Source organism: Pseudomonas sp. p50(2008) (assembly GCF_015351605.1).
Classification (GTDB): Bacteria; Pseudomonadota; Gammaproteobacteria; order Pseudomonadales; family Pseudomonadaceae; genus Aquipseudomonas.
Map to the genome: position 1 here is coordinate 188,130 of NZ_JACMYF010000006.1, position 16,608 is coordinate 204,737.

The following is a 16,608-nucleotide window of genomic DNA, read 5'->3' on the forward strand; positions in this document are numbered from 1 at the left end:
ATGGAATTCGCTTTCTATTTCGCATCGGGTATCGCAGTGGTGTCCACGCTTCGCGTGATCACCCACACTAACCCTGTGCACGCCCTGCTCTACCTGATCATTTCGCTGATCGCCGTGGCCATGACGTTCTTCGCCCTCGGCGCACCGTTTGCCGGTGTCCTGGAAGTGATCGCCTACGCTGGCGCCATCATGGTGCTGTTCGTGTTCGTGGTGATGATGCTGAACCTGGGCCCGGCCTCGGTTCAGCAAGAGCGCGTCTGGCTCAAGCCCGGCATCTGGATCGGACCGGTCATTCTCGGCACCCTCCTGCTGATCGAACTGCTGTATGTGCTGTTCGCCCACCAGAGCGGCCAGGCCATCGGCCATACCACCGTAGACGCCAAGGCCGTGGGCATCAGCCTGTTCGGTCCTTATCTGCTGGTGGTCGAACTCGCCTCGATGCTGCTGCTCGCTGCAGCCGTGACGGCGTTCCACTTGGGCCGTAACGAAGCCAAGGAGCAATGACGATGCCTGCTATCCCTCTGGAGCATGGTCTGGCGGTCGCCGGCATCCTGTTCTGCCTCGGTCTGGTCGGCCTGATGGTCCGCCGCAACATACTCTTCGTGCTGATGAGCCTGGAGGTCATGATGAATGCCTCCGCGTTGGCCTTCATCGTCGCCGGTAGCCGCTGGGGTCAGCCGGATGGACAGATCATGTTCATCCTGGTGATCAGCCTGGCAGCCGCCGAGGCCAGTATTGGCCTGGCGATTCTGTTGCAGCTGTATCGCCGCTTCCACACTCTCGATATCGACGCTGCCAGCGAGATGCGCGGATGAATCTTCTCTATCTGACTTTCGTATTCCCTCTCATCGGTTTCCTGCTGCTGTCGTTCTCTCGGGGACGCTTTTCGGAAAACCTGTCGGCGCTGATCGGCGTCGGTTCCATCGGCCTGTCTGCCATCGTCACCGCTTACGTGATCTGGCAATTCAACGTCGCGCCCCCTGAAGGCGGTCACTACACCCAGGTGTTGTGGCAGTGGATGGCGGTAGAAGGCTTCACGCCGAACTTCGCGCTGTACCTGGATGGTCTGTCCGTGACCATGCTAGGTGTGGTGGTTGGCGTCGGCTTCCTGATTCACCTGTTCGCGTCCTGGTACATGCGCGGTGAAGACGGTTACTCGCGCTTCTTCGCGTACACCAACCTGTTTATTGCCAGCATGCTGTTCCTCATCCTGGGCGATAACCTGTTGTTCCTGTACTTCGGCTGGGAAGGCGTTGGCCTGTGCTCGTACCTGTTGATCGGTTTCTACTACAGCAACCGCAACAACGGTAACGCAGCACTCAAAGCCTTCATCGTGACCCGCATCGGTGACGTGTTCATGGCCATCGGCCTGTTCATCCTGTTCCAGCAACTGGGCACGCTGAACGTCCAGGAACTGCTGGTACTGGCACCGCAGAAGTTCCAGGTCGGCGACTTCTGGATCGTCCTGGCGACCCTGATGCTGTTGGGTGGTGCTGTCGGTAAGTCCGCGCAACTGCCGCTGCAAACCTGGCTGGCGGATGCGATGGCCGGTCCTACCCCGGTTTCGGCACTGATCCACGCCGCGACCATGGTGACCGCAGGTGTCTACCTGATTGCCCGTACCCATGGCCTGTTTGCGTTGGCGCCGGACGTCCTGCAACTGGTCGGCATCGTTGGTGGTGTGACCCTGGTGCTGGCCGGTTTTGCCGCACTGGTGCAGACCGACATCAAACGTATCCTCGCCTACTCGACCATGAGCCAGATCGGCTACATGTTCCTGGCGCTGGGCGTTGGCGCATGGGATGGCGCAATCTTCCACCTGATGACCCACGCCTTCTTCAAGGCGCTGCTGTTCCTTGCTTCCGGTGCGGTAATCGTTGCCTGCCACCACGAGCAGAACATCTTCAAGATGGGCGGCCTGTGGAAGAAACTGCCACTGGCCTACGCCAGCTTCATCGTCGGCGGCGCGGCCTTGTCTGCCCTGCCTCTGGTGACCGCAGGCTTCTACTCCAAGGACGAGATCCTCTGGGAAGCGTTCGCCAGCGGCAACCATGGCCTGCTGTACGCCGGTCTGGTGGGTGCGTTCATGACCTCGCTGTACACCTTCCGCCTGATCTTCATCGCGTTCCACGGTGAAGCGAAGACCGAAGCACACGCCGGTCACGGCATCGCTCACTGGCTGCCTCTGTCGGTGCTGATCGTATTGTCCACCGCCATTGGCGCGATGATCGTTCCGCCACTGCACGGTGTGCTGCCGCAAAGCGTTGGCCATGCCGGCGGCGAAGCCAAGCACAGTCTGGAAATCGCGTCGGGCGCCATTGCCCTGGCCGGTATCCTGCTGGCCGCGCTGCTGTTCCTCGGCAAGCGTCGTCTCGTTACTGCAATCGCCAACAGCGGCATCGGCCGCTTCCTTTCGGCCTGGTGGTTCGCTGCCTGGGGCTTCGACTGGATCTACGACAAACTGTTCGTCAAGCCATACCTTGCGATCAGCCACGTACTGCGCAAAGACCCGCTGGACCAGACCATCGGCCTGATCCCGCGTATGGCCAAAGGCGGCCACACCGCCCTGAGCCGTACCGAAACCGGTCAACTGCGTTGGTACGCGGCATCGATGGCAGCCGGCTCCGTGCTGGTCATCGGCGCCATCGTGCTGGTAGCGGTCTGAATATGAACCTTGCGAACTTGCGAAAGGAATTGAGCCCGTCATGATTCTGCCTTGGCTAATCCTGATCCCCTTCATCGGCGGCCTGCTGTGCTGGATGGGTGAGCGCTTCGGCGCTACCCTCCCCCGCTGGATTGCGCTGTTGACCATGACCCTGGAACTCGCTCTCGGCCTCTGGCTGTGGGCCCACGGTGATTATTCATTTGCACCGGCGCCTGGCGCCGATCCGACCTGGGCGCTTGAGTTCAAGCACACCTGGATCCAGCGCTTCGGCATCAGTGTGCACCTGGCCCTCGACGGCCTGTCGCTGCTGATGATCCTGCTGACCGGTCTGCTGGGTATCCTCTCGGTACTGTGCTCGTGGAAAGAGATCCAGCGTCACGTTGGCTTCTTCCACCTGAACCTGATGTGGATCCTGGGCGGTGTCGTCGGCGTGTTCCTCGCCCTCGACCTGTTCATGTTCTTCTTCTTCTGGGAAATGATGCTGGTGCCGATGTATTTCCTCATCGCGCTCTGGGGTCACAGTTCTTCGGACGGCAAGAAGACCCGGATCTACGCAGCGACCAAGTTCTTCATCTTCACTCAGGCTTCCGGCCTGATCATGCTGGTGGCGATCCTGGGCCTGGTACTGGTCAACTTCAACAGCACCGGCGTGATCACGTTCAACTACGCCGACCTGTTGAAAACCAAGATGTCGCTCACCACCGAGTACATCCTGATGCTCGGCTTCTTCATCGCCTTCGCGGTGAAGCTGCCGGTCGTACCGTTCCACTCCTGGTTGCCTGATGCTCACGCCCAGGCGCCGACCGCAGGTTCTGTGGACCTGGCCGGTATCCTGTTGAAGACGGCTGCTTACGGCCTGCTGCGTTTCGCCCTGCCGCTGTTCCCGAATGCCTCGGCCGAGTTCGCGCCGATTGCCATGACCCTGGGTCTGATCGGGATCTTCTACGGTGCGTTCCTCGCCTTCGCTCAAACCGACATCAAGCGTCTGATCGCCTTCTCTTCCGTTTCCCACATGGGTTTCGTGTTGATCGGCATCTACTCCGGCAGCCAACTGGCGCTGCAGGGCGCAGTGATGCAGATGCTGGCGCACGGTGTTTCGGCGGCCGCACTCTTTATCCTGAGTGGTCAACTGTACGAGCGCACCCACACCCGTGACATGCGTCAGATGGGTGGCCTGTGGTCGAAGATCGCTTACCTGCCGGCCATCAGCCTGTTCTTCGCGGCGGCGTCGCTGGGCTTGCCGGGTACCGGTAACTTTGTGGGTGAGTTCCTGATCCTGATCGGCACGTTCGCGGCCGCTCCTTGGATCACGGCGATTGCGACGTCCGGCCTGGTGTTCGGTTCGGTCTACTCGCTGATCATGATTCACCGTGCCTACTTCGGCCCGTCCAAGTCGGACGCGGTACTGCACGGCATGGATGCTCGCGAACTGATCATGGTGGTCGGTCTGGCGGTGCTGCTGATTTACCTCGGCGTGTACCCGCAACCGTTCCTCGATACCTCTGCCGCTACGATGCATGGCGTGCAGCAATGGCTCGGCACCGCCTTCACTCAACTCGCTTCGGCCCGGTAAGAGCGCTATGGAATTCACGACTCAACACTTTATCGCGCTAGCGCCGATATTGATCACCACCATCACGATCATCGTGGTGATGTTGGCCATCGCCTGGCGTCGCAACCACTCGCAGACCTTCCTGATTTCCGTGGCGGGCCTGAACCTGGCGTTGCTGTCGATCCTGCCAGCCTTGAAAGTCGCGCCTCTGGCCGTGACCCCTCTGCTGCAAATCGATAGCTTCGCGTGCCTGTACATGGCGCTGATCCTGGTCGCCACCCTTGCTTGTGTAACCCTCGCCCACGCCTACCTCGGCGATGGCGGCTCGGGCTACCCCGGCAACCGTGAAGAACTGTACCTGCTGATCCTGATGTCCGCCCTCGGCGGGCTGGTGCTGGTCAGCGCGCAGCACCTGGCCGGCTTGTTCATCGGTCTGGAACTGCTCTCGGTACCGGTCTACGGTCTGGTGGCGTATGCCTTCTTCAACAAGCGTTCGCTGGAAGCCGGCATCAAGTACATGGTGCTGTCGGCCGCCGGTTCCGCGTTCCTGTTGTTCGGTATGGCCCTGCTCTACGCCGACTCCGGCAGCCTGAGCTTCGTCGGTATCGGCCAGGCCCTCGCGGCCACCGGCCTGCCGAGCTCGCTGGCGCAACTGGGTCTGGGCATGATGCTGGTCGGTCTGGCCTTCAAGCTGTCGCTGGTACCGTTCCACCTCTGGACCCCGGACGTTTACGAAGGTGCTCCGGCACCGGTGGCCGCGTTCCTGGCCACCGCGTCGAAAGTCGCTGTGTTTGCGGTGATGGTGCGTCTGTTCCAGATCTCGCCAGCCGCCAGCAGCGGTGTGCTGAGTGATGTGCTGACCATCATCGCCATTGCGTCGATCCTGTTCGGCAACCTGCTGGCACTGACCCAGAACAACCTCAAGCGTCTACTGGGTTACTCGTCCATCGCCCACTTCGGCTACCTGCTGATCGCCCTCGTGGCGAGCAAAGGCCTGGCGGTGGAAGCCATCGGCGTGTACCTGGTCACCTACGTCATCACCAGCCTCGGCGCGTTCGGCGTGATCACGCTGATGTCCTCGCCGTACAACGGCCGTGACGCGGATGCCCTGTACGAATACCGTGGCCTGTTCTGGCGCCGTCCGTACCTGACTGCCGTCCTGACCGTAATGATGTTGTCCCTGGCCGGTATTCCGCTGACCGCGGGCTTCATCGGCAAGTTCTACATCATCGCGACCGGCGTCGAGTCGCACCAATGGTGGCTGGTCGGTTCCCTGGTACTGGGCAGCGCCATCGGCGTTTTCTACTACCTGCGTGTGATGGTTACTTTGTACCTGATCGAACCGAACCTGCGTCGTCACGATGCACAACTGCACTGGGAACAACGCGCAGGCGGCGTGATGCTGCTGGCCATCGCAGTGGTTGCGTTCTTCCTCGGCGTTTACCCACAACCATTGCTGACACTGGTTCAGCAGGCTGTGCTGGCGGGTTGATCGCTTGAGCGGTAATCGGTAGAAAACAGAAACGGCACCTTCGGGTGCCGTTTTTGCGTTTGAGTGATCGTCCGACGTGAAGGTGATCGCGGCCTGTCTGCCAACCTGATCCTACGAATGCCCCCGATGCTGTGGGAGCTGAGCTTGCTCGCGATGACGGCCGGACAGCCAACCCATATCTCCCTGATGCACCCGGATCAAACTGCAGGAGCGAGCCTGCTCGCGATAGCGCCCTGACAGCCGATGAGTATTTCCCTGATGCCCCCGGATCAAACTGTAGGAGCCGAGCTTGCTCGCGATGGCGGACTGATTGGCGGTGAGATTGTTGCTGGTGTACATATCCATTCCTGCGGTAACGGCTTCTATTGGTTTCGCCCTTACGGCGAGTCACTTGGAAAAGCGCCAAGTAACCAAACGCTCTTGCCCCTTTCGTCCGGTGCCTCGCTGGGGCTCGGCATACCCTCGCTCCGGTCCTCCTCCGTGGGCCCGCCGCGATCGGCCATCCATGGCCGTGCGCGGCTAACCCGGCATCCATGCCGGGTTGCCCACTGCGCAGAACCTGCGCTCGGCCTTACGAGGGGGCAAGAAGATCAAAAGCCAAAGCAAAGCAAAGCAAAGCAACAACGCGTTTTTTTCAATTCGACACTTCGCGCCATCGCAAACAGCTACCCTTCTTAGCGCCATCCAAGACGCTTCATACAGCTACCGGTATTGCACTTGTAGGATTTTTTACCTCCCATCTCCACTTCTCCCACCATCTCCGAAAGCTCTCCCTGTGTTACCGGCTCTGTCCTACATCCAGTCATTATCGATTGGCATATCTTGAACAATAACTGAAGGACGTCTTCGAGAAGGGAGCAGCAATGAACCGTGAGATTTTTTCCGAACTAATGGAAAGCTTTGACAAACGGGCTATCGAACGCCGAACCATCGCTTTAATTAACCAGAACCTGAGGTTCGCCGAACCAGCGCCTGGAGCCTTTCAGGAACCGAGTGGTTTTGCCGCGCACACATATTTTGGCTATATTTGTCCAGAATATGGAGGAGACATGATGATCGTCGTCCCTTTGGCCGAAGCAAAAAACAACCTGTCCAAGCTCGTCGATGATGCCGCAGCGGGGCAAATCATCACGATTGCCAAGCACGGTCGTGCCCTTGCGCGCCTCGTTCCCGTAGGCAAAGCCTGCGGTAAACGTATCGGGGCAATGAAAGGCAAACTAGTTCTACCCGACGACTTCGACGCACCACTTCCAGACGAGATGCTCGATGCCTTCGAAGGCGCTAAAGAATGAGGCTCCTGCTCGATACACATATTTTGCTATGGACGCTCACCGATGACCCAAAGCTGTCCGCAAAAGCCAGAAAGCACATTGAGAGTGCTGCGGATGTATACATTAGCGCAGCAACTTTCTGGGAGATGGCGATCAAGGTGGGTCTTGGAAAGCTGGAGGTTGATCTGGAGGAGATCCGCCATTATTGCCTCGAAAGCGGTTTCATCGAACTGCCTGTGACATCAGAACACGCCATTGCAGTAAAGGATCTCGAACATCATCACCGGGTCCCGTTCGACCGCCTCATTGTCGCTACCGCCATGACGGAGCCAATGAAACTTTTAACTGTTGATCCAATAGTTGCCAAATACACCGACCTGGCTATTTTGGTTTAGTCAGCACCCTCCTTCAGTCTCGTTTTTTCCATCGTTTTAGTGCCGCAAGTCACTAACGATCCACCTTTGCACGTCTTCTCCAGTTCGACTCGTCTTCCTATCGCAAACAAAGATCTGTCCTAACGTCATCCAAGACGCTTCCTACAGCCACGATTTGCCACGTTCGTTAACGTCGCGCAGCCCTTAACGGGGCCGTCGATGGACGTACTCACAAGGACAATCAGTGGCTGGCAAACCGGGCATTCCCCAGATTCAGAACCCGTCGTCCGGCGACGGGCATCACATTTCTTATCGCGACATGACCGCTGCCGAATTGGCAGCGCGGGACGCCAGGCAAAAAGCTTATGACGACATGCTCGCGAGGCAAAGAGCGTATGAGGACAGGCTTCCCGTTCCCATGGAAAAGCAGGAAGTCATTCGCACTGGCTGCGTCTTCGCCAAGTCCTGCAATTTGCCGGACGCCATCATCGACTACTCGTATCCATCGGGCATGGTGCCGGTCGATAGCCTCAAGGATTATGGAGAAATCGCCTGGCTTGGGGGTCGCGAAGCGGACGATGCCGGCCTGCTGGATCTGCAAACAATCAGCGGCAACGTCACAGCACTCGGCATCGGCCGACTTGCACTTCGTGCGCCGACGATCGCCCCTTCTACCCTAAGCGTCGGGGCCGCACTCGGTGCAGCTGGCGCGGCCGCGCTGGCCGGCGTAGTGGCCGTGTTCTGGACGCCAAGCCTCGGCGACAGCGCGCTCTATTCCGAAGAACAGCTACGCGCCCTCAAACACGCCCGTACGCGCGTTCGGCTGAACATCGAACAGCAGGCCGACGGCAGTCTCAAGGGTTACGGTTTTTACACGGGCAAGAACCGCGATTGGGAAATGGTCGATGTCGTGCAGTTCACCTTGCGCGGCACCCAGCAAGTGGCGGAACTGGGGGATGGTGTCGAGCTAATCTGGACTCCGGCTGAGGACGGGTCCGACATTCTTGGTATTCCGGCACTGCAAGCTGCGCCGCAAGCACCGCACATATGGGTTTATCCACCGACGAAACTGGCTGACAGCATCATCGTCAACCCGATTCACCCGCCTGAGTACAAGGATTTCATTCTTGTGTTTCCGGTGGGGTCGGGTGTTAGGCCGGTTTATGTTGTTGTTAGCATGCCCGGGGATCATAAGTACTACGATGTTCCGGAAACACTTCCCGCCTATCCAGACACGTATAGTGTTAAATCAAAGGCTTCGGTTCAGGGTGGTGGGAAAAAGCGCGCGCGATGGTTAGATCGCAAGGGCCGGATTTATGAGTGGGACTCGAAGAGCAACGCTGTAGAGCGATATGACAAATTAGGGAAACATCTGGGAGAGTTCAATCACATTACAGGCGAACAAACAAAACCGGCAAAGCCGGGTAGAACTACTCCAAGATGACTGAAGAGAGAAAAACATGCGCTATCTGTCCATCACCGGTTTCCATCCAGACGACAAAAATGACGACTCATTACAGTTTGAATTGACAATAAAAGATCTCGAATTAAATCAAGCACTTGCTCAACTGACGGAGTCAAAATCTTTAGAAGAAATAGAACCTGGCGAGCTTGAGCTGACTAACAGCCAAGTGGCGCAAATTTCAATGCTCCTCAAAGTGGAGTTCCCCGAAGGACTGGAGTACTTCATCGGGGCTCGCGCGCCAACCTGAATACCCCAAGACACAAATAGGCATAGGGCGCAGCTTATGGGCCGTCCCCTGCCATACACACCTTCATGCGAGGCCGCGACGGATCATCACCGAAGCCCTCATGCGCCCTTGTAACACTTTCGCGAATATTCTTCGCACCGAAGCAACAGCCCCGGCCAAGAAGAATCGCAGCATTAAAAAATACTTGTGAGAGCGATATGGGATTAAGAATCAGATTGGAATGGTACGACAAAGAATCCGAGCTGGGCGTTGGGGAGGAGATGTCAAAAGATTTTGGCCAGGACCCCGTTGTGTTGGATGCGCTAGGCATCCCCATTGAGAACAACATAAACAATGGCGGTTTCAACGTGCTAGAAAGTTGGGTCGCTCATCTTCAACCTCATTTTCAGCATGCTATCGATCTGTCCGCCTACGACTATCAGGTGGCGTTTGACTATCGCGATGTCTGGTAACTCGAGATGGGAATAAAAGTCAGATTGAACTGGTACGACAAAGAAACGGAAATAGGAGTTGGCAAGGAATACTCCGTGGACCTCGGCGATGATGGTTCGGTAATCGAAGCATTGGGGCTCATGGCGGAACCTGAGATATACGACGGAGGGTTTGACGTCTTAGCCGCGTGGATTCCTGATCTTCAATCTTTGTTTAAGCACCAAATTGAACCTGCCGTTTTTGATTACCAAGTTTCATTTAGGTATCGGCACGTATGGTAGTAAACCGTAGTGCTATGTAGATCAAAAGATCGCAGCCTGCGGCAGCTCCTACAGGGGCCACACCGAATATCCGGGTCAATTGTCTGACAGCGTTGGCTGACGGCATGAGTGAGAGATAAAGAAGAAAATGCGCTATCTATCCATCACCGGTTTTTACCCGGACGAAAAGCTGGATGATTCATTGCAGTTTGAGCTGACGATAAAGGAGCAGGCGTTAAACCAGGCGCTTGCTCAGCTGACTGAATCAAAATCTCTGGAAGAAATAGAGCCTGGCGAGCTAGAGCTGACGGGCAGCCAGGTGGCTCAAATTTCAAGACTTCTCAAAGTGGATTTCCCCGAAGGCCTGGAATACTTCATCGGTGCTTGCGCGCCATACTGAATGCCTCAGCTTCAAATCGCCTTATCCCCGGTTAGTCAACCTGAAGACCTTGTTTGGCTGATGAAATTTGGCGACTGAACTGGCCTCATCGCGAGCAGGCTCGCTCCTACAGTGGATCTGCAGTGCACACAAACTCTGCGCATGACATAGCCCCCCGTGTGGGAGCTGGCTTGCCAGCGATTGCGGTGGAACAGACACCAACAAAAAACGGCACCTCTCGGTGCCGTTCGCCTTTCAACAAACAATCAACCTACTTACGCGCATCCGCCCAGGATTTCAGCAGTTCGGTGTAGCTCACGGTTTCGCCTTTAGGCTTTTCGTTCGCCAGTTTCGGTTTCGGTGCGCCTGGCTGATCGAACCAGTATTGCGCATCCCGTTCCGGGTTCATTTTCGGTCCGCACACCGTTTGCACCTTGGAGCGTTCAAGCCGCGTCATGATGGCGTCCTGGTCCTTGGCCAGGCCGTCGAGCGCCTGTTGTGGGGTTTTTTCGCCGCTGGCCGCTTCGGCGATGTGGCTCCACCACAGTTGGGCCAAGCGCGGATAGTCCGGCACGTTGGTCCCGGTCGGGGTCCATTGCACGCGGGCGGGGCTGCGGTAGAACTCCACCAGGCCACCGAGTTTCGGCGCCAGGTCGGTCATGGCTTGGGAGTTGATGTCGGACTCACGAATCGGCGTCAGGCCGACGATGGTTTTCTTCAGCGAGACGGTTTTCGAGGTCACGAACTGCGCGTACAGCCACGCGGCGAGTTTCTGTTTCTCCGGTGTGGATTTGAGGAAGGTCCAGGAGCCTACGTCCTGATACCCCAGCTTCATCCCCTCTTCCCAGTACGGACCGCGTGGCGAAGGGGCCATCCGCCATTTCGGTGTGCCGTCGGCGTTCATCACCGGCAGCCCTGGCTTGGTCATGTCGGCAGTAAAGGCGGTGTACCAGAAGATCTGCTGGGCGATGTTGCCTTGGGACGGTACCGGGCCGGATTCGGAGAAAGTCATGCCCGCCGCTTCCGGTGGCGCGTAGGCCTTGAGCCAGTCGACGTATTTCTGCGTCGCGAAGACCGCAGCCGGGCCGTTGGTGTCGCCGCCTCGGGTCACGCTGGAGCCGACCGGATGGCAGTCCTCGACGCGGATGCCCCACTCGTCCACCGGTAAACCGTTGGGAATGCCTTTGTCGCCGCCACCGGCCATGGAGAACCAGGCATCGGTGAAACGCCAGCCCAGGGACGGGTCTTTCTTGCCGTAGTCCATGTGCCCGTAGATACGCTTGCCGTCGATTTCCTTGACGTCTTCGCTGAAGAATTTGGCGATGTCTTCATAGGCTGACCAGTTAACCGGCACACCCAGTTCGTACCCGTACTTTTCCTTGAATTTGGCTTTCAGGTCAGGCCGCTCGAACCAGTCGGCGCGAAACCAGTAAAGGTTGGCGAATTGCTGGTCGGGCAGTTGATAGATCTTGCCGTCCGGCGCGGTGGTGAAGGAAATGCCGATGAAGTCTTTGATGTCCAGGGTTGGCGAGGTGAAATCCTTGCCTTCGTTGGCCATCAGGTCGGTGATCGATTCGGTCTTGCCGTAGCGGAAGTGTGTACCGATCAGGTCGGAGTCGTTGACCCAACCGTCATAGATGCTCTTGTCCGACTGCATCACGGTCTGCAGCTTTTCCACCACGTCGCCTTCTTGCAGCAGGTCGTGGGTCAGCTTGATCCCGGTGATCTCGGTAAAGGCCTTGGCCAGCACCTTGGACTCATATTCGTGAGTGGTCAGGGTCTCAGAAACAACCTTGATGTTCATCCCGCGAAACGGTTCGGCCGCCTTGATGAACCACTTCAGTTCCTCGAGCTGCTGCTCTGGCGTGAGGGTGGACGGTTTGAATTCGCTGCCTATCCATTTTTTCGCGGCATCTTCATAAGCATCGGCCCAAGCCGCAGCGCTCAACCCGCTGAGTGCCAGCATGGCTGCCAATGAAACGCTATGTCGCAGCTTATTGTTTTTGTCGAACATAGAGACCTCCTGTTTGATTTTCGGAGCAACATTGCCGATCGATTCGACTAGCCCCAGCGCATCACAGCCAACAGCCACACCAGGGACAACGCGGACGCCACCCAGATGCTCCAGTCGGTGACGCCGATTACCAGCAGATGCAGGTAGGCGCTGCCGAGAAGACCGATAAACAGCCGATCGCCACGGGTGGTGGCAATCGGTAGAAAACCTCGCCGCAGAACGCTCGGCGAACGCAATTCCCAGGTCGTCATGCCTACCAGAATCAGGCCAATGACGATGAAGAACGCCGCGGTGGGGACCGTCCAACTCATCCATTCCATCATCAGTTCCTCATACCCGGCCCAAGGCAAAGCCCTTGGCCACGTGGTTGCGAACAAACCAGATCACCAGCATGCCGGGCAGGATGGTCAGCACCCCCGCCGCTGCCAGCACGCCCCAGTCAATTCCGGACGCCGAGACCGTTCGGGTCATCACCGCCGCAATGGGTTTGGCATTCACCGACGTCAGCGTGCGCGCCAGCAGCAGTTCGACCCAGGAAAACATGAAGCAGAAAAACGCTGTCACCCCGATGCCGGAACCAATCAGCGGGATGAAAATCTTCACGAAGAACTTGGGAAAACTATAGCCATCGATGTAGGCCGTTTCGTCGATCTCCTTCGGAACACCGGACATGAACCCTTCAAGAATCCACACCGCCAACGGCACGTTAAACAGGCAGTGAGCCAAGGCCACCGCAATGTGGGTGTCAAACAGGCCAATCGACGAATACAGCTGGAAAAACGGCAGCAGGAACACCGCAGGCGGCGCCATGCGATTGGTCAGCAGCCAGAAAAACAGGTGCTTGTCGCCGAGAAAACGATAGCGCGAGAACGCATAAGCTGCCGGCAACGCGACGCTCAGGGAAATCACCGTGTTGAGGCTGACGTAATACAGCGAATTGAGGTAACCGGTGTACCAGGCCGGATCGGTAAAGATCACCTTGTAATTGGCAAGGGTGAATTCCTGCGGAAACAGCGTCAGGCCGCCGAGGATTTCGGTATTGCTCTTGAACGACATGTTCAGCAGCCAGTAGATCGGTACCAGCAGGAACAGGATGTAGATGAGCAGCGGGATCAGCTTTCTTTTGCTCATGGCAGACCTCAGCGGTTGGCGTCAGAGTGAGTCATGGCGGTGTAGAACAGCCAGGACACCAACAGGATGATCAGGAAATACACCAGCGAGAAAGCCGCGGCCGGACCGAGGTCGAACTGCCCGATGGCCATTTGGGTCAGGGTCTGGCTGAGGAAGGTCGTGGCATTCCCCGGGCCGCCACCGGTCAGCACGAACGGCTCGGTGTAGATCATGAAACTGTCCATGAACCGCAGCATCACCGCGATCAACAACACGCTCTTGAGCTTGGGCAACTGGATGTGCCGGAAGACCGCCCACGCCGACGCCCGATCAATCCGCGCCGCCTGGTAATACACATCCGGAATGGCGCGCAGGCCGGAGAAGCACAACAGCGCCACCAGGGACGTCCAGTGCCAGACGTCCATCACCAGCACCGTGACCCAGGCGTCCATGGTGTTCGCCGCATAGTTGTAGTTGATGCCCATGGCGTTGAGGCTGGAGCCCAGCAAGCCAATGTCGGCGCGGCCGAAGATCTGCCAGATGGTGCCGACCACGTTCCACGGAATCAGCAGCGGAATCGCCAGGATGATCAGCACCAGCGAGGACCAGCGGCCCTTGGTCGGCATGGTCAGGGCAATGGCAATGCCCAGCGGGATTTCGATCAGCAGCACGCAACCGGAATAGATGAACTGGCGCAGCAGCGAGTCATGCAGACGCGGATCGAGCAGTACCTGCTTGTACCAGTCGGCGCCAACGAAGTAGCGGCTGGACTGGTCAAATATGTCCTGCACCGAATAGTTGACCACGGTCATCATCGGGATCACCGCGCTAAAGGCCACCAGCAAAAACACCGGCAAGACCAGCCACCACGCCTTGTTGTTCTGCACCTTGTTCATGGCTGCTCCCTGTTGTTGGCTTGCGCTGGCAACAAATAATCATCGGCATAAACCATCAACCATTGCGCCGGAAAACTGATGTACGCCGTACCTTCCGGCACCGGTTTGTCTTCGGCGAGGCGTACTTTCAACGGGGCACCGTCGAGGTTGAGCGTCATGATCTTGTAGGTGCCGAGGTCTTCGACGTGTACGACGTCGGCCCGCATGGCGTCATCAAAGGGCTCCTCCCACACATGGATAAACTCCGGGCGGATGCCGACTTTCAAAGTGTGCCATTCGGACTCGGCGATGCGCTGCAGTTGAGCGTCGGACAACGGTAGATGGGTCGACGCGAAACCCACGCCCCCCGGCTGCGGCTGCACTTCAATCAGGTTCATCCCGGGGCTGCCAATGAAGTAACCGACAAAGGTGTGGCTCGGCCGCTCGAACAATTCCCGTGGCGTACCGAACTGCACGATCTGCCCGCCATACATCACCGCGATCTTGTCGGCGAAGGTCGAGGCCTCCAGTTGATCGTGGGTGACGTAGACCATGGTGATGTTGAACTGCTCGTGGATCTGCTTGAGCTTGCGCCGCAGCTTCCATTTAAGGTGCGGGTCGATCACCGTCAGCGGCTCATCGAAGAGGATCGCGGAGACGTCATCGCGCACCAGTCCGCGCCCCATGGAGACTTTCTGTTTTTCGTCAGCGGTGAGGTTGCGCGCCTTCTTGTTCAGCAGCGCCTGCAGGTCGAGAACCTCGGCGATTTCCTGAACCTTGCTGTGGACTTTCGCCTCGCCCATGCCCTGATTACGCAGCGGGAAGGCGAGATTGTCGAACACGGTCATGGTGTCGTAGACCACAGGAAACTGGAAAACCTGGGCGATGTTGCGCTTCTCAGGCGTCAGGTCGTTGACCACTTTGTTGTCGAACAGCACCTGGCCCTGGGAAGGACTCAGCAGACCGGAAATGATGTTGAGCAAGGTCGATTTGCCGCAGCCCGAAGGTCCAAGCAGTGCGTAGGCGCCACCCTGTTCCCAGATGTGGTCCATTTCGCGAATCGCGTAATCCTCCGGACCGGTCGGCGTGCGGGTGTAACTGTGGGCGAGGTTCTGCAAACGGATTTCGGCCATCAGGCAACCCTCGCGATACGGCGACCGGGCGCCTGGACCAGCCGCCCCTGCGCATCGAACACGAACAATTTATGGGTCGGGATATAGATGCGAATCGGCGCATCCACGTCGTATTCATGAACGCCGGGCAGGTGCAGCACCAACAGGAAATGTTCGTTGCGCACGTGCAGGAAGGTTTCCGAACCACTGATCTCGGCCACCTCGACGGTCACCGCCAGTTCCAGGTCATCGTCGTTGCTCGGCACCAGCGAGATATGGCTGGGCCGCACGCCAAAGCGGAACTCGCCCTCGCCCACCGGGCGCAGGTCGACGTTCAGCGGAAAGTGCACAAAGTTGGCGAAGCTGACTTCGTTGCCAGCGATGCGCCCCGGCATCAGGTTGATTGGGGGCTCGGAGAACAGCTCCGCCGCCAACACGGTTTGTGGCTGGTGATAGACCTCGGAAGACTTGCCGCTCTGGATCACCCGCCCCTCGTGAAGAATGGTCGTGGTGCCGCCCAGGGCCAGGGCTTCGTTAGGTTCGGTGGTGGCGTAGATGGCAATGGTGTGCCGCGCCTTGAACAGCTCGCGCATTTCCTGGCGCAGCTCTTCGCGAAGCTTGTAGTCGAGGTTGACCAGCGGCTCGTCGAACAGGATCAGCTCCGCATCCTTCACCAGTGCGCGTGCCATGGCGGTGCGCTGTTGTTGGCCGCCGGAAAGTTCGAGGGGATGGCGCTGGAGGAATTTCTCGATGCGCAGCATCTTCGCGGTTTCGAGCACTTTGCTCTGGATCATTTCGTTGGAAACACCGCCCTGGCGCAACGGCGAGGCGATGTTCTCGAACACGGTCATGGTCGGGTAGTTGATGAACTGCTGATAGACCATCGACACGTTGCGCAGGCGCACCGGGCGCTGGGTGACGTCGACACCATTCATCAGGATGCGGCCACTGTCGGGCTTGTCCAGACCGGCCATCAGGCGCATGAGGCTGGTTTTGCCGGAAAGGGTGCGACCGAGCAAAACGTTGAAGGAACCAGGTTCGAAACTCAAGCTGGCGTCGTCGATCCAGAGTTGGCCCTCGACGGTGCGGCTGACGTGTTCCAGGGTTAATGACATGGCTCGGCCTTTTTATTATTGGAGTCAAGCGACCGGAGCTACAGAGCGACATTCGTGCCAGAAATTGCAAGTGATTGATCCGCTTCAGAATCCTCTGAGACGGTGTTGATATTGCTTTCGATGCTGAACAGAAATGAACAATCGCACCTGAACAATTGAACACTTCGACCGTTGACAATGAACAATAGTGAACAACACTCTACACACCGTTTTACTGCGAAGAATGTCGAGATACACACCCTGTG

18 protein-coding genes are annotated in these 16,608 nt (G+C 57.8%); 12 read left to right on the forward strand and 6 right to left on the reverse strand.

The window, feature by feature from the left end; translation table 11 throughout:
* The 12 genes from nuoJ (at nt 1) to H7698_RS18180 (ending at nt 10,158) form a co-directional block, all read left to right on the forward strand.
* Nucleotides 1-504 carry an NADH-quinone oxidoreductase subunit J gene (gene nuoJ / locus H7698_RS18125; RefSeq protein ID WP_162438563.1) on the forward strand — a complete coding sequence of 168 codons (504 nt, stop codon included), beginning with the start codon at nt 1-3 and terminating at the stop codon, nt 502-504.
* A gap of 2 nt (nt 505-506) precedes the next feature.
* The gene (nuoK, locus tag H7698_RS18130; protein WP_007905077.1) at nt 507-815 is read left to right on the forward strand and encodes an NADH-quinone oxidoreductase subunit NuoK; all 309 of its coding nucleotides are present in this window, start codon (nt 507-509) and stop codon (nt 813-815) included.
* Nucleotides 812-2,665, forward strand: coding sequence for an NADH-quinone oxidoreductase subunit L (nuoL, locus tag H7698_RS18135; protein ID WP_162438564.1), 1,854 nt, complete (start codon nt 812-814; stop codon nt 2,663-2,665). The genes nuoK and nuoL overlap by 4 nt, the downstream gene beginning before the upstream one ends.
* A gap of 40 nt (nt 2,666-2,705) precedes the next feature.
* Complete coding sequence (nuoM, locus tag H7698_RS18140) at nt 2,706-4,238, forward strand: NADH-quinone oxidoreductase subunit M (protein ID WP_162438565.1); 1,533 nt, start codon at nt 2,706-2,708, stop codon at nt 4,236-4,238.
* 7 nt (nt 4,239-4,245) lie between these two features.
* Nucleotides 4,246-5,709, forward strand: coding sequence for an NADH-quinone oxidoreductase subunit NuoN (gene nuoN, locus H7698_RS18145; RefSeq protein WP_194692354.1), 1,464 nt, complete (start codon nt 4,246-4,248; stop codon nt 5,707-5,709).
* An 863-nt stretch (nt 5,710-6,572) separates the two neighbouring features.
* Nucleotides 6,573-7,001, forward strand: coding sequence for a type II toxin-antitoxin system Phd/YefM family antitoxin (locus tag H7698_RS31370; protein ID WP_235992901.1), 429 nt, complete (start codon nt 6,573-6,575; stop codon nt 6,999-7,001).
* Nucleotides 6,998-7,375: a type II toxin-antitoxin system VapC family toxin gene (locus H7698_RS18155; protein ID WP_194692355.1), complete on the forward strand. Its 378-nt coding sequence runs from the start codon at nt 6,998-7,000 to the stop codon at nt 7,373-7,375. Before H7698_RS31370 ends, H7698_RS18155 begins: the two co-directional genes overlap by 4 nt.
* A gap of 223 nt (nt 7,376-7,598) precedes the next feature.
* Entirely contained in the window at nt 7,599-8,798 is a 1,200-nt protein-coding gene (locus tag H7698_RS18160) for an S-type pyocin domain-containing protein (protein WP_194692356.1), read from the forward strand.
* A 16-nt stretch (nt 8,799-8,814) separates the two neighbouring features.
* Nucleotides 8,815-9,066, forward strand: a complete 252-nt coding sequence (locus H7698_RS18165; protein ID WP_194692357.1) for a pyocin S6 family toxin immunity protein — start codon at nt 8,815-8,817, stop codon at nt 9,064-9,066.
* A 197-nt stretch (nt 9,067-9,263) separates the two neighbouring features.
* Nucleotides 9,264-9,518: a colicin E3-like toxin immunity protein gene (locus H7698_RS18170; protein WP_194692358.1), complete on the forward strand. Its 255-nt coding sequence runs from the start codon at nt 9,264-9,266 to the stop codon at nt 9,516-9,518.
* A 6-nt stretch (nt 9,519-9,524) separates the two neighbouring features.
* Complete coding sequence (locus tag H7698_RS18175; RefSeq protein WP_162440753.1) at nt 9,525-9,779, forward strand: colicin E3-like toxin immunity protein; 255 nt, start codon at nt 9,525-9,527, stop codon at nt 9,777-9,779.
* Between the two features lie 127 nt (nt 9,780-9,906).
* Entirely contained in the window at nt 9,907-10,158 is a 252-nt protein-coding gene (locus H7698_RS18180; protein WP_194692359.1) for a pyocin S6 family toxin immunity protein, read from the forward strand.
* A 250-nt stretch (nt 10,159-10,408) separates the two neighbouring features.
* Here the strand turns inward: H7698_RS18180 and H7698_RS18185 are convergent, their stop codons facing one another.
* From H7698_RS18185 to H7698_RS18210, 6 genes are read right to left on the reverse strand one after another with little or no spacing between them, the layout of a single operon-like run.
* Entirely contained in the window at nt 10,409-12,151 is a 1,743-nt protein-coding gene (locus H7698_RS18185; protein ID WP_194692360.1) for an ABC transporter substrate-binding protein, read from the reverse strand.
* A 47-nt stretch (nt 12,152-12,198) separates the two neighbouring features.
* Nucleotides 12,199-12,471 (reverse strand): DUF2160 domain-containing protein, encoded by a 273-nt coding sequence (locus H7698_RS18190; protein WP_162440756.1) that lies wholly within the window; start codon nt 12,469-12,471, stop codon nt 12,199-12,201.
* Nucleotides 12,472-12,481: 10 nt separating this feature from the next.
* The gene (locus H7698_RS18195) at nt 12,482-13,282 is read right to left on the reverse strand and encodes a carbohydrate ABC transporter permease (RefSeq protein WP_194692361.1); all 801 of its coding nucleotides are present in this window, start codon (nt 13,280-13,282) and stop codon (nt 12,482-12,484) included.
* Nucleotides 13,283-13,290: 8 nt separating this feature from the next.
* Complete coding sequence (locus H7698_RS18200) at nt 13,291-14,157, reverse strand: carbohydrate ABC transporter permease (protein WP_008032762.1); 867 nt, start codon at nt 14,155-14,157, stop codon at nt 13,291-13,293.
* Nucleotides 14,154-15,269: an ABC transporter ATP-binding protein gene (locus H7698_RS18205; RefSeq protein ID WP_162440758.1), complete on the reverse strand. Its 1,116-nt coding sequence runs from the start codon at nt 15,267-15,269 to the stop codon at nt 14,154-14,156. Before H7698_RS18205 ends, H7698_RS18200 begins: the two co-directional genes overlap by 4 nt.
* A complete protein-coding gene (locus H7698_RS18210) occupies nt 15,269-16,363 on the reverse strand; it encodes an ABC transporter ATP-binding protein (protein WP_162440759.1) in 1,095 nt (364 codons plus the stop codon). The genes H7698_RS18205 and H7698_RS18210 overlap by 1 nt, the downstream gene beginning before the upstream one ends.
* Nucleotides 16,364-16,608 lie beyond the last annotated feature (245 nt).

Bases quoted from the DNA above. Each gene is read 5' to 3' on its own strand.
- nuoJ (WP_162438563.1), top strand. From the start codon at position 1: ATGGAATTCGCTTTCTATTTCGCATCGGGTATCGCAGTGGTGTCCACG.
- nuoK (WP_007905077.1), top strand. From the start codon at position 507: ATGCCTGCTATCCCTCTGGAGCATGGTCTGGCGGTCGCCGGCATCCTG.
- nuoL (WP_162438564.1), top strand. From the start codon at position 812: ATGAATCTTCTCTATCTGACTTTCGTATTCCCTCTCATCGGTTTCCTG.
- nuoM (WP_162438565.1), top strand. From the start codon at position 2,706: ATGATTCTGCCTTGGCTAATCCTGATCCCCTTCATCGGCGGCCTGCTG.
- nuoN (WP_194692354.1), top strand. From the start codon at position 4,246: ATGGAATTCACGACTCAACACTTTATCGCGCTAGCGCCGATATTGATC.
- H7698_RS31370 (WP_235992901.1), top strand. From the start codon at position 6,573: ATGAACCGTGAGATTTTTTCCGAACTAATGGAAAGCTTTGACAAACGG.
- H7698_RS18155 (WP_194692355.1), top strand. From the start codon at position 6,998: ATGAGGCTCCTGCTCGATACACATATTTTGCTATGGACGCTCACCGAT.
- H7698_RS18165 (WP_194692357.1), top strand. From the start codon at position 8,815: ATGCGCTATCTGTCCATCACCGGTTTCCATCCAGACGACAAAAATGAC.
- H7698_RS18170 (WP_194692358.1), top strand. From the start codon at position 9,264: ATGGGATTAAGAATCAGATTGGAATGGTACGACAAAGAATCCGAGCTG.
- H7698_RS18175 (WP_162440753.1), top strand. From the start codon at position 9,525: ATGGGAATAAAAGTCAGATTGAACTGGTACGACAAAGAAACGGAAATA.
- H7698_RS18180 (WP_194692359.1), top strand. From the start codon at position 9,907: ATGCGCTATCTATCCATCACCGGTTTTTACCCGGACGAAAAGCTGGAT.
- H7698_RS18185 (WP_194692360.1), bottom strand. From the start codon at position 12,151: ATGTTCGACAAAAACAATAAGCTGCGACATAGCGTTTCATTGGCAGCC.
- H7698_RS18190 (WP_162440756.1), bottom strand. From the start codon at position 12,471: ATGGAATGGATGAGTTGGACGGTCCCCACCGCGGCGTTCTTCATCGTC.
- H7698_RS18195 (WP_194692361.1), bottom strand. From the start codon at position 13,282: ATGAGCAAAAGAAAGCTGATCCCGCTGCTCATCTACATCCTGTTCCTG.
- H7698_RS18200 (WP_008032762.1), bottom strand. From the start codon at position 14,157: ATGAACAAGGTGCAGAACAACAAGGCGTGGTGGCTGGTCTTGCCGGTG.
- H7698_RS18205 (WP_162440758.1), bottom strand. From the start codon at position 15,269: ATGGCCGAAATCCGTTTGCAGAACCTCGCCCACAGTTACACCCGCACG.
- H7698_RS18210 (WP_162440759.1), bottom strand. From the start codon at position 16,363: ATGTCATTAACCCTGGAACACGTCAGCCGCACCGTCGAGGGCCAACTC.